The sequence below is a fragment of the Collinsella aerofaciens genome, assembly GCF_040926405.1.
Taxonomy (GTDB): domain Bacteria; phylum Actinomycetota; class Coriobacteriia; order Coriobacteriales; family Coriobacteriaceae; genus Collinsella.
In genome coordinates, this window is the sequence record NZ_JBCOIG010000013.1 from 13,880 (window position 1) to 32,885 (window position 19,006).

A 19,006-nucleotide genomic window follows, 5' to 3' on the forward strand; every position below is an offset into this window, starting at 1 on the left:
TGTTTCGATAGAACGATCGCCCTGGTGCATCTTCGCCCAGAATCCCCGCGCCTTCGGGAACGCAAGTAAAATCTAATAAGTATATCTGTCTGAACAACAGCTTTGTTGCGCAACACCTGTTCTACGAGACAGGGGGTTAGGTTATACTAAATTGCACTGTGCGCCGCATCTGATGCATTTCGCTCCAAGCGCGGCACTCAGTGGATATCCGATTTACCATTTGGATGTCCTGGCGGTCATTTAGCGTCTCGACACAAGCTCGGCCCCGGAGCTCGTTCGAGCTGTTCGTATTCCTTGAAAGGGGAAAAATGGACATATCGAGGAAGACTGATTACGCCCTTCGCATGCTGGCGATGCTTGCCGAGGATCCGGAGCGTTTGCTTTCTGTTCGCACCGCTGCCGAAGAGGTCAATGTCCCGTATTCGTTTGCCCGCTCGATTCAGCACGGTTTGGTCCAGGCCGGTATTGTGGAGAGCCTGCGTGGCGTCCACGGTGGCATGCGTCTCAAGGTCAGTCCGGACGACGTCACTATCCGCCAGGTCGTCGAGGCCGTTCAGGGTCCTATGGTTATGAACGATTGCACCGCGCCCGATGGTGACTGTGCGCGCATGGGCGCGTGCTGCTATCATCCCCTGTGGGCCGGAGCCCAGGCGTTGATGCGCGACTACCTCGATTCCGTTTCGCTCGGCGACATCGTCGCTCACCGCCAGTTCCCGGCCGTCGATCCCAAGTTCGCCGACCGCGAAGCGTTTCCCGAGTACGCCACCTGCGCGTGCGCTTACCGGGAGGAATAGCGCCGCATAAGGAGCATAGCCATGATTCAGGACCCCTTTCGTTCGATGATTCGTTCGGAAGGGGTCCTGCGTTATCGCGACCTTCCGTGGCGCCGCACACGCGATCCGTACATCATTTGGCTTTCTGAGGTCATGCTGCAGCAAACGCAGGTGCCGCGTGTGGAGGCGCGCATGCCGGTGTGGCTCGATCGTTTTCCGACTGTGCAGGCGCTTGCCCAGGCCGCGCCTTCCGATGTTTTGGACGCTTGGCAGGGCATGGGCTACAACCGACGCGCTCTGGCGCTTCATGGGGCCGCTCAGCGCGTTGTAGAGGACTGGGACGGGGAGTTTCCGCGTGAGACGCGTGACTTGGTCGCTCTGCCCGGCATTGGCCCGGCAACGGCGCAGGGCATCCGTTCGTTTGCGTTTGATCTTCCAGGCGTGTATCTAGAGACCAATGTGCGCACGGTCTTTTTGCATCATTTCTTTCCCGATGTGCCGGCCGTTCCCGATCGCGAGCTGGTGCCGCTGATTCAAGCCGCCTGTCCGGCGGCCCCTGGTGCGGCGGCGGATGAGATTGCGCCCTTTGCCGTGCCTCAAGACGATGCCGACACGCCGCGCGCATGGTATTACGCGTTGCTGGATTACGGCGCGTATCTTAAAAAGACGCTGCCCAATCCGTCCAGGCGGTCGGCGGGCTATAGTCGTCAGTCCAAGTTTGAGGGCTCGCGTCGCCAAAAGCGCGCCCACATTGTGCGCATGCTGCTGGCGGCGCGCGATGGACAACCGGCAGGTATTACGCTCGATGAAGCCGTTGCAGGCGTTAACGAGATGGAGACGGCAGCCGGCCGAGAGCCGGTCGAGCGCGAGCTGGTCGCAAGCATTCTTGCCGATCTGGAGCGCGAGGGCTTTTGCGGCTCCGAGGGCGATCGTTGGCTGAGTGTGTAGCTCACTCGAATCTGAAGAACGGGATTGTAAGGTTTAAATTCGCGGCTTGAGGGCATCCTAAAGACGAGGCCGCTCGAAGCCTACGGGCGGCATGCGTTGAAGGGAAGTACACCTATGGATTTTGAGAATTCCCAAACCAAGAAGAACCTCGAGACCGCTTTTGCCGGTGAGTCCCAGGCACACACCAAGTATCGCTACTATGCATCCAAGGCCAAAAAGGACGGCTACGTTCAGATCTCGAATATTTTTGCCGAGACGGCGGGCAACGAGTCCGAGCACGCCAAGCTGTGGTTTAAGTATCTGCACGACGGCGCCGTTCCGGGCACTCTGGACAACCTGCGCGACGCCGCTGCGGGCGAGAACTACGAGTGGACCACGATGTACGACGAGTTTGCCAAGACCGCCGAGGAGGAGGGCTTTGCCGAGATTGCCGCAAAGTTCCGTGGTGTCGCCGCCGTCGAGAAGGCCCACGAGGAGCGCTACAGCAAACTCGTCGAGCGCATCGAGTCGGGCGAGGTGTTTGAGCGCGAGGGCGTAAAGGTGTGGAAGTGCCTGAACTGCGGGCACCTGCACGTTGGTGCCGAGGCGCCCGAGGTGTGCCCGGTGTGTAACCACCCCAAGGCGTACTTTGAGGAGCAGGTGGTGAACTACTAGCGCTTGGCGCTGGCTGCTGCGGAGCGCAGGGCGGGGAAATACCTTTCCCTCTCGCTCACGGCTCCGCAGGGTCGCGCGAGGCAAAGGTATTTCCCCGCCCTGCGCTCCGGCGTTGGGTCGTCGCGTGCTCGTTACTGAAAAGCTGATAAGAAGTTTGTGTGCCGCCCCGATAGGGGCGGCACGTTTTTGTATGGGGGCTGGTTGGGATGGCACCGTTCATGGGTGGGGTACACTGGGTAGCGACTTTTAGTTTATCTACTACCTGATGGGGTGTTTTTGTATGGGTAAGAAGTCTCGGGCTCGGGTTGCTGCGGCGGGAACTCGCAAGGATCCTGATCGTCGGGTTGCCGAGGGTAAAAAGGCCGATCGTGCTGAGAAGGACAAGAAGGTCGGGGCGCATGCTCATCCTGAGTGGGCGCCTCATTTGAATTCGGCTAGCGAGGATTTGACTGCCAAGTTATTTACTCTGGTCGAGGTAATTTTGGGCGTGGTGCCCCTTGTGGTTATCGGTTTGTTCTTGGCTTCGAAGGACGCCACGAGTGTCGATAAACTCACCGATGTCTTTTCTCAGGAGCCCTCGATGGTGGTTACGTTTATTTCTGCGTGCTTGCAGCCGTTTGTGGCGTACATGCTGTATATGGTCTACCGCAAATACTGCGAGGGCGATGCTGGTTTTGTTGCCGGCAACCTGATCGGTCTTTTGTGCTCCGAGATCCTACTGCTCAATATCCCGGGCGTCATCGGTATGGGCATCTTGCTGTGGCGTGTTTGGCGCAACGTCGCCCCGCACTTTGAGAGTTGGCTGTTTGAGCGCCGCGTAATGGGCGTGCTGGCAGACATCGCCGGGTCGCTCGTGATTCTCGTCTTGGCATTTATGTGCGCCACCGCCGCCCGCGGTCTCGCGGGCATGTAGTCTGTTCTCACCGACCACGGGGCGCAGGGCGGGGAAACCTTCCCCTCTCGCTCACGGCTTCGCAGGGTCGCGCGAGGCAAAGGTTTCCCCGCCCTGCGCCCCGGCGTTGAGTCGCCGCATGCTCGTTACAGAAAAGCTGATAATAAGTTTGTGTGCCGCCCCTTTGGGGCGGCACTTTTTGTGTGGGGTCCCGGTCTCCACAATTTTCGTCAAGCTATTGGTTAGATTTTGGTCAGTTGGCGTAAGGGTGGAAGGCCAAAAGATTGTTGGCGAAAAAAGCTCAGAGAAAGTGCTGGTAGGGGAGTTGTTGAGCTTTTCGACAGCTTTTGAGCAGAAGAAACTTTGTGGCTATTGCCGGCGATTGCGTTGTCGCGGTCATGGCGGTGCGGGATGCTGGTCGTAAGCGTCGAATGCTCCGATTTTGGAGGCCAGCATGGATCTGTTTCTTGAGACTCCGCAGCAACAAGCCGAGCGCATGTTGCGCCAACAGCAACGGCTTATAGAGATGCAAATGCAAGGGGTTGCCAACCAGGCGCCCGTGCAAAATGTCGTGCCCGCTGCTGTACCTGCAGCTGTGCCCGGGTGTAAATCGGCGCCAGAGGCCTATTCCGTACAGCAAGATTCATATGCGCAGGAGCTCGCGTTCGACAAGCGTCGTGCGCGTCGTCGCCGCGTGGGCCAGCGCTTGCGCATATTGGCGATGATCGTGCTCATCCCGTTAGGGCTTGCGGCCATCTTTCTGGCGTCGTATGCCCTCACGTGCATCCTCAACGGCGCATCGCCCAACGAGGTGCTCCAACATCTGTCAGCCCTCGGCCAGCGCCTAGGCGATGTCATAACAACAATCCGCGCCGGCTGGGAGAGTTAGCGTTTTAGCGTCCGCGGCTCTAAGAGAAATTTGTCTGCAAGGCAGTGAGTGATCCGTGTGTGTGACGGGGTAAGATTGATCGCGATTTTGATTGGTGCTCGATTGGGTTTGTTGGGCGGAGTTTATGTCTGCTATTGATATTGTGCTTGTTGTGATCGCCTTGGTGGCGGTGGGGGTTGCTGTGGCTTGCGCCCTCCAGCTCAAGAGCCTGCGTGCCGAGTTGCGGGAGCGTGGCGACAGTAGCGCGGAAACGCTGGCAGCACTCGAGCAGGCCAACAACGCGCTCGATGCCCTGAACGTCGCGCTGGCCGAAACCCGCCGCACGGCCAATGCCATCGCGCAGCAGCAGACGACCGATGCGGCCGTGGAGCAGCAACGTTACCTGACCATCGCACGCGAGTTCTCGCAGGCTGGTGACCGGATGGATGACCTGCGCCGCGAGACGGCCCAACAGCTCGGCGCCAACCGCGAGGGCATCGAGCATCGCCTGGACAAGGTGCGCGAGACGGTCGATGCTCAGCTGGGCGCCATCCGCAAGGACAACAACGTGCAGCTCGATCAAATGCGTGCGACGGTGGACGAGAAACTCTCCCGCACGCTCAACGACCGCCTGTCGGCATCGTTTAAGCAGGTGAGCGACCAGCTCGAGGCCGTGTACAAGGGCCTGGGCGACATGCAGTCCATCGCCACCGGCGTGGGCGACCTTAAGCGCGTGCTGGGCAACGTGAAGGCGCGTGGCATTTTGGGCGAGGTACAGCTGGGTGCAATTCTGGCGGACATCCTTACACCCGACCAGTATCTGGAAAACGTCGCCACCAAGCCCGGCGCCTCGGAGCGCGTTGAGTTTGCCGTCAAGCTGCCGGTGGACGAGGGCGACCCCGTGCTGCTGCCGATTGACTCCAAGTTTCCGGGCGACGCGTACGAGCACTTGCTCGACGCGCAGGAGTCGGGCGATGCTGAGACCGTGGCGGCTGCGCGCAAGACGCTCGACACCATGGTCAAGCGCGAGGCCAAGGACATCTGCGAAAAGTACCTGAGTGTGCCGGCAACGACCAACTTTGGCATCATGTTCGTGCCGTTTGAAGGACTGTACGCCGAGGTCGTCAGCCGCCCCGGGCTTATCGAGACCCTGGGCCGCGACTATCACGTCAACGTTGCCGGCCCTAGCACCATGGCGGCCATTCTCAACAGCCTACAGATGAGTTACCAAACGTTTAAGCTGCAAAAACGCACCGACGATGTACTGCGCGTGCTCTCCGCTGTCAAGGCCGAGCTGCCGCGCTATCAAAAGGCGCTGCGCCGCGCCCAGCAGCAAATCGAGACCGCGGGCAAAACGGTCGAGGGCATCATCACCACGCGCACCAACGTTATGGAGCGCAAGCTCAAGGACATCGACGCGCCGGAAGACGCCGACCAAGCCGATGAGATCTTGGGACTCACGCTCGCGGGCCTTTCCACAGACCAAGAAGACGAGGACTAATTGCAACAAGGCAGCGGGGCACCGGCGCAAACGCGGGCACCCCGCTGCCTTTCACATCGCGCTTGCCTGAAGTGCGCTTTAGTGTGCAACAATGGCGTTTCGCCCTATCAGACGCGAAAGGAAGCCCATGTCTCAGAGAAGCACCAGTCCGCTCAAACGCTCCACCGTACGTCGCACGCTGCAGCGTTTTTGGGACGTCACGCGCACACAGCCGTTGATTGTTTTTCTCTCGGTGTTCTCGTCGGCGGGCTATATCTTTTTGCTTACGTTTGCCAACACCTACGTGATGGCCCTTATCGTCGACCGCGTCCAGGCCGGCCCCGTGGCGGGCGACCAGGTGTTTGAGGTCTTTGGTCCCTACATTCTGGCACTCGTGCTCGTTAACCTAGTGGGCCAAATCCTCTCCAAGCTGCAGGACTACACCGTCTACAAGCTCGAGATTGCGGGCAACTATCACCTGGCACGCCTGTGCTTCGACACGCTCTCCAATCAATCCATGACATTCCACACCAGCCGTTTTGGCGGATCGCTTGTGAGCCAGACGAGCCGTTTTATGAGCGGCTACACGGGGCTGGTGGACGTGACGGTGTATTCGCTCATTCCCACTATCACCTCGGTTGTCTGCACGGTGGCAGCACTCGCCCCGGTGGTGCCGACGTTTACCGTGATCCTGGTGGGCATCATGGTCGTCTACATCGCGTTTGTCTGGCTTATGTACAAGCGCATCATGCCGCTTTCGGCCGCGACGTCCGCCGCGCAGAACAAGCTGTCGGGCGTGCTGTCCGATGCGGTCACGAATATCCTGGCCGTCAAGACCTGTGGGCGCGAGGACTTTGAGCGCGACCTGTTCGATGCCGCCGACCGCGCTGCGCGCGATGCCGAAACGGTATCGATGCACGCCATGATGCAACGCAACTTTACGACCTCGGGCCTTATCGTTATCACCATGGCCGTGGTGAGTGTGTTCGTCGCGGGCGGCAACGCGTGGTTTGGCATCTCTGCCGGCGCGCTCGTCATGATCTTTACCTATACGTACAACCTCACCATGCGTCTGAACTACGTGAGCTCCATGATGCAGCGCATCAACCGCGCGCTGGGCGATGCGGCCGAGATGACGCGCGTGCTGGACGAGCCGTGTCTGGTGGCAGACGACGAGAACGCCCCCGAGCTCAAGGTGAGCGAGGGCGCGATTGATTTTGAGCACTTGAGCTTTGCATACCGTGATGCCGCGGCGGGCGAGAGCGTGTTCGACGACCTGACGCTCCATGTGGCGGCGGGCCAGCGCGTGGGCCTGGTGGGCAAATCGGGCTCGGGCAAGACAACACTCACCAAGCTGTTGCTACGCTTGGACGACGTGCAGGGAGGCTGCGTGCTCGTGGATGGTCAGGATGTCTCGCGCTGCACGCAGCAGAGCCTGCGCCGTCAGGTTGCCTACGTGCCGCAAGAGGCGCTGCTGTTCCACCGCTCTATCCGCGAAAATATCGCCTACGGCCGCCCCGACGCTACCGACGAGCAGATTCGCGAGGCTGCGCGCCTGGCCAACGCGACTGAGTTTATCGACCGCCTGCCCCGTGGCTTTGACACCATGGTGGGCGAGCGCGGCGTTAAGCTTTCGGGCGGCCAGCGCCAGCGCGTGGCCATCGCCCGTGCCATTCTCACTGACGCGCCGATTCTGGTGCTCGACGAGGCGACGTCTGCCCTCGACAGCGAGTCCGAGGCGCTGGTGCAGGAAGCGCTCGAGAACCTGATGCGCGGGCGCACCTCCATTGTGGTGGCGCATCGCCTGTCCACCGTGGCAGCGCTCGATCGCATCGTGGTGTTGGCCGACGGCGAGATTGTCGAAGATGGCACGCATGCTCAGCTCGTCGAGGCGGACGGCGAATACGCAAGCCTGTGGAGCCGCCAGACCGGCGCATTTTTGGAGGCTTAAGGCCCCCGTACGTGGGACAATCTTGCCTGTAGTTTGTTGTGCCGCCGAGCCGAGGAGTCGTTATGCCACGCGAGACCAATGCCGCCAAACGCGAGCGCGCCGTTGAGGTGTGCGAGCGCCTCAACCGCCGCTATGGACCGGTCGAGTGTTTCTTGGACCACGAGAATCCTTTTCGGCTGCTGATTGCAGTGCTGCTCTCGGCTCAAACGACCGATGCACAGGTCAACAAAGTGACGCCGCGGCTGTTTGCCCAGTGGCCCACGCCCGAGGCCATGGCGGGGGCGAGCGTGGCCGATGTGGCGGATACCATCAAGTCGCTCGGCTTTTATAAGAGCAAGGCCAAGCACGCCGTGGAGGCCGCGCAGATGATCGTTGCCGACTACGGCGGCGAGGTCCTGGCCGACATGAAGGAGCTCGTCAAGCTGCCGGGCGTGGGGCGCAAGACGGCGAACATCGTGCTCAACGTGGGATTTGGCATTGTTGAGGGCATCGCGGTCGATACGCACGTCAACCGCATCGCGCACCGCCTGATGCTGAGTCCCAAGACGCACGCCAAAGAGCCGCTCAAGACCGAGCAAGATCTGCTCAAGATTCTGCCGCACGAGTATTGGGAGTCGGTCAATCACCAGTGGATCACCTTTGGCCGCGAGATTTGCGACGCCCGCAAACCCAAGTGCGACGAGTGCCCGCTGGCGGATTTGTGCCCCAGCGTGCGCGTGATGGGGTAGGGCTCGGCACGTTTTGCCGGCGTCCGAAGACGGCGGCTAATGTTGCGCAACACATTTGGGCCGCGAAGGCTCAATATGATGGCGACAGATGCCGTTTGTTGTGAGGGGATGCCCGAATATGTTTTGCACCAAGTGTGGCTCCGAGATGCCCGACGGAACCGATTTTTGCACGAACTGCGGGGCACGCATGGGCGCCGCTTCTCCGGCTGCCGCGCCTGCTGAGCCCGCGCCGATGCCGGCGGCAGGGATGCCTCCCGTGCAGAAGAAGTCGCATAAGCGCGCGGTGATTGTCGGCGTGTGCGTGGTGGGCGTGCTGGTGGCGGGCGGTGCCGCTCTGGCGCTGACCGGCGTACTGGGTCCGCTTGGGCAGGGCAGCTCATCGCAGGTTACGGTGCTGGGGTCCGACGAGGGTTCGGCCGAGCATAAGGACAAGGGAAGCGCCAAGGAGAAGCCTACCGCCGACGAGGACGAGGCGGATGAGCCCGAGCAGACGGGCAGCAGTGTAAAGGTTGACCTCAACGACCAGGCAACCTATGCCGCCGCAAACCTGTTTCTGTCGAACTTTACGGAGGAGCACTTCGATCTGGACTGGTATCAGGCGGGTGCTTTCGATTCGACTGATGGGCTTTCGGATGACGAGAAATACAAGCTGGTCAAGTTTATCTGGTGCCATTTTATTGACAACGCGCCGTATCGAATCGAGAAAGGCGACTATGACAACGGTAATAGCCAGCGTATAGCGACTGATGCGGTCAATAGGGAACTCAACCGCTTGACGGGCCTGACGCTTTCCGATGCTGATATGACGTATGACAGAACGCCGGAGGGGCAGGTGATTCCTGATTCGGCCGAAGCGCATGGTGGGTACTTGTACCTGAAACAGGAATACGGCCAGGGGAATTACAACCCACCGTGTGCCATCGTTACGGGCGCGACTGACCTTGGCGACAACATCTACGAGCTCACCTATGAAGTCTACAGTGCTGGCGGCATGTTACTTCCTTCCGACATCCCCGAGAGCACCTACGGCCTGTCAAAGGATCAGTTCATCGCCGCAATTCAAGCGGACGCATCCAGGGGCCGTACCGAGACTTGCACGGTCCGCGTCGCGCAGGGTGACGGCGCCCCGACCTTCACGCTGCTTAAAATGGGCGTCTACGACTAGGCTCGGCGTATAGCTCACTCTGATAGCGCCAGGTGGCTCGTCTGTCTGGCGTTTTTGTTGCGGGGCTGGGCGTGCGCTTGAGCTGGAGTATATGTTGCCTCCCGCTGCCTCATGCAAAAATGTGTTGCTAATTTAGAAGGCTATTCAAGCGCGCCGAAGCCGCGCGCGCTGGCGTAGCATGAGCAAAAAATCGAGCAATGGAGGGTAACGTGGCAACATCGAAGACGCGAGAGCTTGAAGATTATTTTGAGCGCATCGTGCGCAAGCGCGAAGGTGACCTGCCTGGTCGTCGCAAAGGCGACGAGCACTTGTCTCAAACCCATGCGCTCTACCACGGCGATCCTGCGCCCTGGGCTCTGACGCCAAAGATATTCGACAAGAACATGACGGCGCTTCTTAAAGAGGCCGCCGAGCGTATGTACGGCATCATGGACAAGGTGACGCGGGCGTTTTGCTCCGATGCGTCCGTGCGTGCGTGGTTTCGCATGGATCCGGCTTTTGCTGACCTGTGCGCTATGGATGCCGGCTATGATTGCCAGATTCCCCTTGCGCGCGTCGATATCTTTCTTGACGAGGACACCGGGTCGTATACGTTTTGCGAGCTCAATACCGATGGCAGCGCTGGAATGGTAGTGACCGATGCGGTCTGCCAAGCCGTGCGAATGACACCTTCCTTTGAGGAGTTTGCGTCCAATCATCCCGGCTTTCGGCAGTACGATTTGTGCGGTAGCTGGATAGATGCATTGTTTGAGACCTATGCAGAGTGGGAGCTGGCCCATCCTCGCCGCACCGAGGATAGTGCACGATCGGACGACGGGGTCCGCGTTGACGAGGGACCCCATGCACCGCAATCAAAGATCTATCCCGCTTCGGTGGCAATCGTCGACTATTCGGAAAGCATCGACTTGGAAGATGCGGCTCATTTTGTCGACCTTATGAGGCGGCGGGGTGTAGTCGCACGCTTTGCGGACGTGCGCGACCTGCGGATTGCCGAAGAAGAGGGCGGTGCTAGGCGCCTGTGCGATGCCGCTGGTCCCATTGATTGCGTTTGGCGGCGCGCGGTGACCGGCGAGCTGTGGGATAAGCCGTGCGACGGACGCTCGGCCTTAATCGAGGCTGCCCAAGAAGGGCTTGCATGTATCGTTGGTGGTTTTAGAACGTGGCCGTGTGCGACTAAGACCGTATTTGCGTTTTTGTGGTCTCGGGCCGGTCAGTCCTTGTTGAGCTCGGAGGAGCAATCGTTTGTACGGGAGCATGTGCCCTATACCGAGATTTTGGACGAAAGCACCCAGTTGTTGAGATTTGTCGAAAAGGATCGATGGATCGTCAAGCCGTGCGGCGGCTACAATGCGGTTGGCGTTGTCGCTGGTTTGGATGTCACGGAACAGGAATGGTCCCAGGTGCTAGCTCGCGCTGCGGCCGCTGGGGCGATTGTACAGGAGTATGCTCAGCAGTATCAGACTCCCTGCTTGCGCGGAACGCTTGTCGATGGGCCGCATCGAGGAGAGGCGCCCAAAGGACTTGTGGATGATCTTGGTTTTGCGCCCGCTTCTAATATGGAAGGCCTGTACCTGTATCGCGGCCGTTTTGCGGGCGTGTATACACGCGTCGGTTTTGCCAACACCATAGGCGAGTGGACGAGCCGCTTAAACGTTGCGAGCTTTTTTGAGGAATAGCCGTTTCTTGGGGCACCTTCCGTGGTTGCGGCGTTCGACGTGACGGGGAAATTTTGGCGAAGCCGGTGAGTCCAGTTCTATCTGGCGTTTTTGTTGCGGGGCTGGGCGTACGCTTGAGCAGGAGTCCTCTCCATGCGCTACCATGACAGGCAGTGATTTTTGACGTACGACCCGCCGAGCTTGCCCCGGCGGGCTTTTGGCGTTGCAATGCCGGAGGAACAGCATGCTCATTCACCGTATAGCCGCGCAGCTCTACACTGCCGAGGCGCTGCAGACTGTCGAGGCCGGACTCGATGCCGGCGAGGACGTGACGCTGGCCGTGTCGCAATCGGGTCGCACGCTTATGGCGGCAGCCCAGTTTGCGCGCCGTCCGCGCCCCACGGTCTACATTGTGAGCGGCGAGGACGCGGCCGATCGCGCCGCGCGCAGCCTTGCTGCTTATGTGGGCCTGGCGCACGTGTGCCGTTTTCCCGAGCGCAAGGACTATCCGTGGCGCGAGCAGGCGCCTGACGATGCCGTGGTTGCCCAGCGCTGCGAGGCGCTCGGGCGCATCGTGCGCGGGGACAACTGCATCATGGTCGCCTCGGCCCGTGCGCTGCTGCGTTGCGTGCCGCCAGTCGAGAGCCGCTACTGGGAGTCCACTACTTTTGCGGTGGGCGAGGAGATTCCTTTTGACGAGGTGCCACAGCGCTTGGTGGGCATGGGCTACACCAATGCCGGTGCCGCCGACGCGCCCGGCCTGTTCCGTGTGCACGGCGACACCGTCGAGGTGTTCCCCGCGCAGGAAAAAGCGCCCGTGCGCATTGAGTTTTTCGGCGACGAGATCGATCGCATCCGCCGTATGGTGAGCTCAACGGGCCAGACCATCGGCAACGAAGACAGCATCGAGATCTTCCCCTGCCGTGAGCTGGCGCTTACCGACGAGGCCGTCCACAACATGCATGTGGCGCTCTATCGTGCCAGCCAGGACGACAGCAAACTGGCCGCATTGCTCGAGATGGTGGATGCGCGCATCGTCACGCCTGAGCTCGATCGCTTTTTGCCGGTGATGTACGGCCAGACCGTAAGCCCGCTGTCGCACGTGAGCGGCAAGGCGCTCGTGGTGCTGTCCGAGCCGCGCTCGCTGTTCGACGATTGCCTGCGCGCCTACGAGGATATCGAGGCCCGTGCCGGCGAGGCGGGGGTCGATCGCCTGGACGGCTTGTACGTGCGCGCCCAACAGCTCGACTTTGGTGCCCAGCAGCGCCTGAACTACGTGAGCCTCATCCGTGCCGGCGGTGCGGTGACGGCCGAGCTCAAGATTGAGCAGCCGGCCATCGCAGGCTCGGACAACCGTTTTATGACGCGCATCCAGGAGGTCGTGGGTAAGCGCTATGCCTGCGTGTTTGCCATCCCCGACCGCGGTGCGCGCGAGTCGATGGAGCTTACCTTTGGCGACGAGGGCATTACCTTTGAGGAGTCGCTGACCGCGGCGCCCGAAAATACCGGCGCTATCGGCGACCGCGTGCGCGTGGCAGCGGCGGATTCTGCCGACCGTGCCGCCCGCCAGGAGGCCCATGCTTCCATTCGCGAGCGCAAGGCAGATGCGCTCAACGCCCGCTCACTCGAGGCGGGTGCCGCCCAGGCTGCCGCCGGTGCTGCCGTGCCCACCATCTCGCGCGGACGCGTAACCTTTGTCGATGCCGCCCTGCCGCAGGGCGTAGTGGTGCCCGATGCCAACCTGGCCGTGTTCTCGATCGCCGACCTCAACGCCCGCATGGACGCCAACCGCGCGCGCAGCCGCCGCAAGGTGGACATTACGCAGATCACGTTCCCGTTTAAGCCGGGCGACTACGTGGTGCACGCCACTCACGGCATCGCGCTCTTTAGCGAGATCGCGCGCCAGGAAGTGGGCGGCAAGGAGCGCGACTACTTTTTGCTGGAATATGCCGACGGCGACAAACTCTACGTGCCGCTCGAGCAGGTCGACCGCATCACGCGATACGTCGGTCCCGACGGTGACAAGCCGCGCCTGACCAGGCTCAACACTGCCGACTGGACGCGTGCCACGAACAAGGCGCGCAAGAACGCCAAAAAGCTGGCGTTTGACCTGGTCGATCTGTATACGCGCCGTTCGTCGATTACCGGTATCGCCTGCCCGCCCGACACGCCCGAGCAGATCGAGATGGAGGAGAGTTTCCCTTACGACGAGACGCGCGACCAGCTGGAGGCCATCGCCGATATTAAGGCCGACATGGAGGCGCCCAAGCCCATGGACCGCCTGCTGTGCGGCGATGTGGGCTTTGGCAAGACCGAGGTCGCCCTGCGCGCGGCGTTTAAGTGCGTTGACTCCGGCCGCCAGGTCATGGTGCTCTGCCCCACGACCATTCTTGCGCAGCAGCACTATGAGACGTTCTTTGAGCGCTTTGCCCCGTTTGGCCTCGAGGTCGAGGTGCTCAGCCGCTTCCGCACGCCGGCGCAGCAAAAGCGCGCGCTCAAGGCGTTTGCCGAGGGCACGATCGACGTGCTCATCGGCACGCATCGTCTGCTTTCGGCCGATGTGAACCCCAAGAACCTGGGCCTGGTGATCATCGACGAGGAGCAGCGCTTTGGCGTGCAGCACAAGGAGCAGCTCAAGAACCTGCGCGAGCAGATTGACGTACTCACGCTTTCGGCAACGCCGATTCCGCGAACCATGCAGATGGCCACGAGTGGCGTGCGCGACATGAGCCTAATCACCACACCGCCGACCGGGCGTCGTCCCGTGATCGTGCACGTGGGGGAGTACGACCCCGACGTGGTGAGCGCGGCGATTCGCCTGGAGGTGGGTCGCGGCGGCCAGGTGTACTACGTGTCCAACCGCGTCAAGACCATCGACGACGCCGTGGCGCGCGTGCACGAGGCCGCGCCCGAGGCGCGCGTGGGTGTGGCACACGGCAAGATGAGCCCGCGTGAGGTCGAGGACGTGATGATCGAGTTCGCGACCAAAAAGATCGACGTGCTCATCGCCACGACCATCGTGGAGAGCGGCATCGACAACGCGACCGCCAACACGCTGATCATCGAGGACTCGCAGCGCTTGGGCCTGGCACAGCTCTACCAGCTCAAGGGCCGTGTGGGCCGCTCTGCCACGCAGGCCTACGCGTACTTTATGTTCCCGGGCGAGCTGCCGCTCACCGAGGAGGCCACGGCGCGCCTGACCGCACTTTCCGAGTTCCAGGACCTGGGCAGCGGCATGCGCATCGCCATGCGCGACCTGGAGATTCGCGGCGCCGGCTCGCTTATGGGCGCCGAGCAGCATGGCAACCTGTCGAGCGTGGGCTTTGACCTGTTTACGCAGATGCTGGGCCAGGCTGTGGCCGAGGCGCGCGGCGATGACGATGCCGGCGTGGAGGCGGCGAGCGTGGGCATTAACCTGCCGGCCGACTACTTCTTGTCCGAGGAGTACCTGCCGGCGGTGGACCAGCGCGTGCTCGTGTACCGCAAACTCGCGGCGGCCGAGGACCTGGAGAGTATCGACGAGGTGCAGGAAGAGACTGAGGCCGCGCACGGTGAGCTGCCGTTGGCGGGGCTTAACTTGTTCAACCGCGCTCGCATCCGCATTCGCGGCGAGCGCTTGGGGCTCGAGAGCGTCACGCTCAGCGGTGGACGCATTACCTTCCTGGGGGTTGACGTTCCCAAGAAGGTGGCCTTTGAGCTTAAGACCCGCTATGGCGCGGTGAACTTTCCCAAGAGCCGCAAACTGTCGGTGCCCTACAAGGCGGGTGCCGGCGCGGGCAGCGGCCTGGGTCGCGGTCTCGACGCCAGCGACGGCACCGGCCCCGTGGCCGCGGCACTCATGCTGCTGCAGCAATTAGGCACGAGCGACGATGACTAACAAGTAGGGGCGTGGCGGGGCATAGCTACCAGTTGTTCTTTGCCCCGCCACCTCGCAGGTTGATTCCAGCCCCATCGAAAGGAAAGCATGTTCGGATACATCTATAAGAAAGATGTCGCCATTATCGCGGTTGTCCTGTGTCTTTGTCTGGGCGTGGGCAGCTTCTTCGATTATCAGATCTCGAGCGCGCTGTTCAACATCGGCAGCATGTACGGCCGCTTTATCGAGGCGGCCGGCGAGCTGCCGTTCGAGCTGACGGCGAGCATCGCGGGCGTTATGCTCGTGCGCTCGGCGCGACCCGATTCCAAGACGAGCAAGTGGCTCGCCGTGCTCGGCATCCTCGTCAACGTTGGCCTGACCGGCTACGAGATCGTTTCGTCCCTGAGGGTTGGCGGCAAACTCATCGCGGTTCAGTTGGTGCTGACGTTTGTGCTGGTCATTGCTGCCAACCTCATCGTCTATCGCTTTACGCGCACGACCGAGCCCGACGAGCTCACGCGCTGGGCGTTGATGGTGCTGGCCGTGTGGGTCGCTCAGGCCATCATCCTCAACGTCATTGTTAAGCCGTTATGGTCGCGCCCGCGCATGCGCGTGATCGAGGTCACGCCGGGGCTCAATTTTCAGCCGTGGTGGGTGATCGGCAACCCCGACAAGTGGGCCTATATCGCCGCCGGCGTGATTAAGGACGGGTTCAAGTCGTTTGCGAGCGGACACACGGCGCATGCGGCGATTGGCCTTATGCTCGCCGGGCTTCCCGCGGCAGCCTTTAAGGAAAAACCTTCGCGTCGCCGCGTGATCTTTTGGGCGGCGGCTGTGATCGCGGCGCTCGTCGCCTTTGGGCGCATCGTGATTGGAGCGCACTTTTTGAGTGACGTGAGCTGCGGTTTTGCCCTGGTACTGGCACTTGAGTGCCTTGCCGCGCGCATCGCCTATCCCAACGGCGTACAATAGCCCCGTTTGAATCATCTGGCCGATACCCGGTAAGAGAGGATTGCCATGCTCGCGTTTAACAACGACTATTCCCACGGTGCACATCCGGCGGTGCTGCAGGCGCTTGTCGACACCAATATGGAGCCGCAGCCCGGCTACGGTACCGATGCGCACACCGAGCGTGCCAAGCAACTTATCCGCGAGGCCTGTCAGGCCCCCGATGCCGACGTGTTTTTTCTGGTGGGCGGCACGCAGGCCAACGCGACGGTGATCGACATGTTGCTTGCGCCGTACGAGGGCGTCGTTGCTGCCGAGACCGGCCACGTCGCCTGTCACGAGGCAGGCGCCATCGAGTTTGGCGGCCACAAGGTGCTCACCATCCCCGGCTACGAGGGCAAGATGCACGCCGAGGACCTCGAGAACTATATCCAGGTGTTCTACGAAAACGAGAGCTACGAGCACACGGTGTTCCCGGGCGCCGTGTACGTGAGTCTATCGACCGAGTACGGCACGCTGTACTCCAAGGCCGAGCTCGCGGCGATCCATGCAGTGTGCCAGAAGCGCGAGATTCCGCTGTTTGTGGATGGCGCCCGCCTGGCCTATGCGCTGGCGGCCGATGAGTGCGACATTACCCTGCCCGAGCTGGCGCAGCTGTGCGACGTGTTCTACATCGGCGGCACCAAGTGCGGCGCTCTGTGCGGCGAGGCTGTGGTGTTTTGCGGCATGCACACCCCGGCGCATCCCATTCCGCGTATTAAGCAGCACGGCGCGCTGCTTGCCAAGGGCCGCCTGACGGGTGTGCAGTTCGAGGCCCTTTTTACCGATGGCCTGTATTTTGAGATTGGTCGCCAGGCGATTGAGACCGCTCAGGCGCTGCGTCGCGTGCTGCACGAGCGCGGCTACCAGTTCTTCTTGGAGACGCCGACCAACCAGCAGTTTGTGATTCTGCCCAACGAGGACATGGCCCGCATTCGCGAGCATGCCTCGATCGAGTACTGGGAAAAGTACGACGAGACCCACACGGTGGTGCGCTTTTGCACCAGCTGGGCCACGACGCAGGAGGATATCGACGCGTTGGCGGCTGTCCTGTAGCCTGATGTAATGACAAGGGGCCGCCCTGCGCCTGAGCTTGGCGCAGGGCGGCCTTTGCTTTTGGGGAGAAGGGTTGTATGACCGAGATGTCCGAGCCGACGATTCGCCTGGCGACGCCCGATGATGCGCCGGCGTTGCTTGCCATCTATGAGCCGTATGTGCGCCAGACGGCGATTACCTGCGAATACGAGGTGCCGAGCGTTGAGGAGTTCGCTGGGCGCATCGAGCGTACGCTCAAGCGCTATCCATATTTGGTGATGGAGTTGGACGGGCGTCCGGTAGGCTATGCCTACGTGAGTTCGCTTAACAGCCGCGAGGCGTACGACTGGTCGGTCGAGACATCGATCTACCTGGCGCGCGATGTGCGCCACGGCGGGCTGGGCCGCAAGCTGCACGACGCGCTCAAGCAATGTCTGATCGCGATGGGCATCACCAACATGTGCGCGCTCATTGCCGTGCCGCACGACAAGGACGACGAGTACCTGACGCACAACAGCCAGGATTTCCATGCCCATATGGGATATCGCCTGGTGGGCGCCTTCGACCGCTGCGCCCAAAAGTTCGGCCGCTGGTACGACATGTGCTGGATGGAGCTGGTCCTGGCCGAGCGCGTCCCTAACCAACCTAAGCCAACCTGGTTCCCCGACCTCCTCGCCTAAAACCACCACAAAGGTGCCTGTCCCCTTTGTGGTGGTTTTGGTGTTGGTTAGCCGATGGGTTCGGTGTATTTGGCACGGTCGGTGCGTTGGATGCGCTTGGAGACATGGAGCGGGCGGCCGTCGGTGTCGTAGACGTAGTCGGTGATCAGGATTAGTGCCTGCCCGCGCTCGACGTTGAGCAAAAACGCCTCGTTTTGCGAGGCGTAGCACACCTCAAAGGTCTTATGCCCCTGTGCCGGCGCGCGATGGAATTCTTGGCGCAGCGTCGCGTAGAGCGAACCGTTGATATCGCGATCGATGAGCGTCTCGAAGCTTGGCGGCAGGTAGGTGGTCTCCAGGCACAGCGGCACGTCGTCCAGGTAGCGCAGACGGACAAGTTTGACGAGCTTGCTGCCCACGGCGGCGTCAAAGAACTTAGCTATGCTGCCGGCCGCCTTGGCAAAGCCCGAGTCCACGGTGCGCGTGGTGGGCTTCATGCCCTGACCTTCGACCTGCTTGGTATAGCTCGAAAACACTAGGTTGTTCTCGTGGAGCGCGGGCGTGTCGGCCACAAAGGCGCCACGCCCGCGCTCGGTGCGCACCAGGCCCTCATCAACGAGAACCTTAAGGGCGTGGCGCACGGTGCTGCGCGACAGCCCCGATTCGTCCATGAGTTCCATCTCGGACGGCAGCTTGTCTCCGCGTGCGTAGATGCCGGCGGCGATGCGGTCACGCAACATGCCCGCCAAGCGCTCGTATTGGTTCAGTTTCTTTTTAGACGAAGCGTTCATGTGATCAACCTGTATCTAACTTGTATGCCTATCTAAGCAAGCATGTATTCAATACAACAACAAAACCGCTGGTAGCCAGTTGTCGAAAACCGCATCAGCAAAATATCTAAGACAAATATAGCATACAACTAGTCGACATAACCAAAACATGTATGTAACTTGTATGCCATCGAGAGCATCAAACGAGAAGAAAGGCTGATGCACGATGACTACTCAGGAACAGGTTAAGGATGTCGTCTCCCAGGTTTTGGCTGACAAGGCAGACAAGGGCGGCATCAAGCGCGTCGTGTGGATTGGCGCTGGTGGATCCAACGGCGGCAACTATCCTGCCCAGTACTTTATGGAGCACGAGGCCACGCAGGTCGTGAGCTCCAGCTACACCAGCAACGAGTTCGTGCACGCAACCCCTGCCTACGTCAACGAGAACACCCTGGCCGTCGTCGTGTCCATGCGCGGCACCAAGGAGACCATCGTCGCCGCCCAGGTCGCCAAGGACCACGGCGCCAGCACCATCGCAATCTATGTTGACGAGTCCGGCCTCACCGAGGTCTGCGACTACAAGAT

16 protein-coding genes are annotated in these 19,006 nt (G+C 61.1%); 15 read left to right on the top strand and 1 reads right to left on the bottom strand.

Translation table 11 applies throughout. The annotated features are described in order from the left end of the window. Positions 1-308 precede the first annotated feature (308 nt). The 14 genes from AB5758_RS06005 to AB5758_RS06070 all read left to right on the top strand — a co-directional run bounded on the left by AB5758_RS06005 (position 309) and on the right by AB5758_RS06070 (position 17,672). The gene (locus AB5758_RS06005) at positions 309-794 is read left to right on the top strand and encodes an RrF2 family transcriptional regulator (protein ID WP_138341664.1); all 486 of its coding nucleotides are present in this window, start codon (positions 309-311) and stop codon (positions 792-794) included. Between the two features lie 21 nt (positions 795-815). Further along, positions 816-1,721 carry an HhH-GPD family protein gene (locus AB5758_RS06010; RefSeq protein WP_055285277.1) on the top strand — a complete coding sequence of 302 codons (906 nt, stop codon included), beginning with the start codon at positions 816-818 and terminating at the stop codon, positions 1,719-1,721. 114 nt (positions 1,722-1,835) lie between these two features. Further along, complete coding sequence (gene rbr / locus AB5758_RS06015) at positions 1,836-2,375, top strand: rubrerythrin (protein ID WP_161145309.1); 540 nt, start codon at positions 1,836-1,838, stop codon at positions 2,373-2,375. 280 nt (positions 2,376-2,655) lie between these two features. Further along, positions 2,656-3,288 (top strand): hypothetical protein, encoded by a 633-nt coding sequence (locus AB5758_RS06020; RefSeq protein WP_161145308.1) that lies wholly within the window; start codon positions 2,656-2,658, stop codon positions 3,286-3,288. A gap of 433 nt (positions 3,289-3,721) precedes the next feature. After that, positions 3,722-4,156, top strand: coding sequence for a hypothetical protein (locus tag AB5758_RS06025; protein ID WP_195645229.1), 435 nt, complete (start codon positions 3,722-3,724; stop codon positions 4,154-4,156). A 124-nt stretch (positions 4,157-4,280) separates the two neighbouring features. After that, positions 4,281-5,636, top strand: a complete 1,356-nt coding sequence (locus tag AB5758_RS06030; RefSeq protein WP_195645228.1) for a DNA recombination protein RmuC — start codon at positions 4,281-4,283, stop codon at positions 5,634-5,636. A gap of 127 nt (positions 5,637-5,763) precedes the next feature. Further along, positions 5,764-7,566, top strand: a complete 1,803-nt coding sequence (locus AB5758_RS06035) for an ABC transporter ATP-binding protein (RefSeq protein ID WP_368141246.1) — start codon at positions 5,764-5,766, stop codon at positions 7,564-7,566. A gap of 62 nt (positions 7,567-7,628) precedes the next feature. After that, positions 7,629-8,294: an endonuclease III gene (nth, locus tag AB5758_RS06040; RefSeq protein ID WP_195645226.1), complete on the top strand. Its 666-nt coding sequence runs from the start codon at positions 7,629-7,631 to the stop codon at positions 8,292-8,294. 118 nt (positions 8,295-8,412) lie between these two features. Beyond that, entirely contained in the window at positions 8,413-9,459 is a 1,047-nt protein-coding gene (locus AB5758_RS06045; protein ID WP_195645225.1) for a zinc ribbon domain-containing protein, read from the top strand. 209 nt (positions 9,460-9,668) lie between these two features. Continuing rightward, positions 9,669-11,135, top strand: coding sequence for an ATP-grasp domain-containing protein (locus tag AB5758_RS06050; RefSeq protein WP_195645224.1), 1,467 nt, complete (start codon positions 9,669-9,671; stop codon positions 11,133-11,135). 223 nt (positions 11,136-11,358) lie between these two features. Next, positions 11,359-14,991, top strand: a complete 3,633-nt coding sequence (gene mfd / locus AB5758_RS06055; protein WP_195645223.1) for a transcription-repair coupling factor — start codon at positions 11,359-11,361, stop codon at positions 14,989-14,991. Between the two features lie 87 nt (positions 14,992-15,078). Further along, positions 15,079-15,942, top strand: coding sequence for a phosphatase PAP2 family protein (locus AB5758_RS06060; RefSeq protein WP_195645222.1), 864 nt, complete (start codon positions 15,079-15,081; stop codon positions 15,940-15,942). Between the two features lie 45 nt (positions 15,943-15,987). After that, positions 15,988-17,013: a threonine aldolase family protein gene (locus tag AB5758_RS06065; RefSeq protein ID WP_195645221.1), complete on the top strand. Its 1,026-nt coding sequence runs from the start codon at positions 15,988-15,990 to the stop codon at positions 17,011-17,013. Positions 17,014-17,090: 77 nt separating this feature from the next. Continuing rightward, on the top strand, positions 17,091-17,672 hold the full coding sequence (locus tag AB5758_RS06070; protein ID WP_118080704.1) for a GNAT family N-acetyltransferase: 582 nt from the start codon (positions 17,091-17,093) through the stop codon (positions 17,670-17,672). A gap of 47 nt (positions 17,673-17,719) precedes the next feature. Here AB5758_RS06070 and AB5758_RS06075 read toward each other — a convergent pair whose 3' ends face one another. Next, the gene (locus AB5758_RS06075) at positions 17,720-18,442 is read right to left on the bottom strand and encodes a GntR family transcriptional regulator (RefSeq protein ID WP_161115158.1); all 723 of its coding nucleotides are present in this window, start codon (positions 18,440-18,442) and stop codon (positions 17,720-17,722) included. 205 nt (positions 18,443-18,647) lie between these two features. On the opposite strand from AB5758_RS06075, the gene AB5758_RS06080 reads away from it, so the two are divergent. Next, a partial coding sequence (locus AB5758_RS06080) for an SIS domain-containing protein (protein ID WP_368155436.1) occupies positions 18,648-19,006 on the top strand: 359 nt, incomplete at its 3' end.